Consider the following 295-nt stretch of genomic DNA (forward strand, 5'->3'; position numbering starts at 1 on the left):
GCCGCCATTGAACAAATGGAACAGCGATTTCCCGATTTAGACTTAGTGTTTTTAGAAAGTGGCGGCGATAACTTAGCGGCTACCTTCAGCCCAGAACTGGTAGACTTGACAATTTACGTCATTGATGTTGCAGCCGGTGACAAAATTCCGCGCAAAGGTGGTCCCGGAATTACTAAATCCGATCTTTTAGCAATCAACAAAATTGATCTTGCTCCTCAAGTCGGAGCAGATTTAGGGGTCATGGAACGCGATGCGCGGAGGATGCGTGGAGAAAAACCCTTTATCTTTACGAATT

General features: G+C 45.8%; 1 protein-coding gene. It reads left to right on the forward strand.

All coding sequences use genetic code 11. The features are described 5' to 3' along the window. On the forward strand, window positions 1-295 hold a 295-nt coding region (locus FLQ44_RS11065), incomplete at both ends, for a GTP-binding protein (protein ID WP_147694440.1).

The organism is Vogesella mureinivorans (assembly GCF_007644035.1).
GTDB lineage: Bacteria > Pseudomonadota > Gammaproteobacteria > Burkholderiales > Chromobacteriaceae > Vogesella > Vogesella mureinivorans.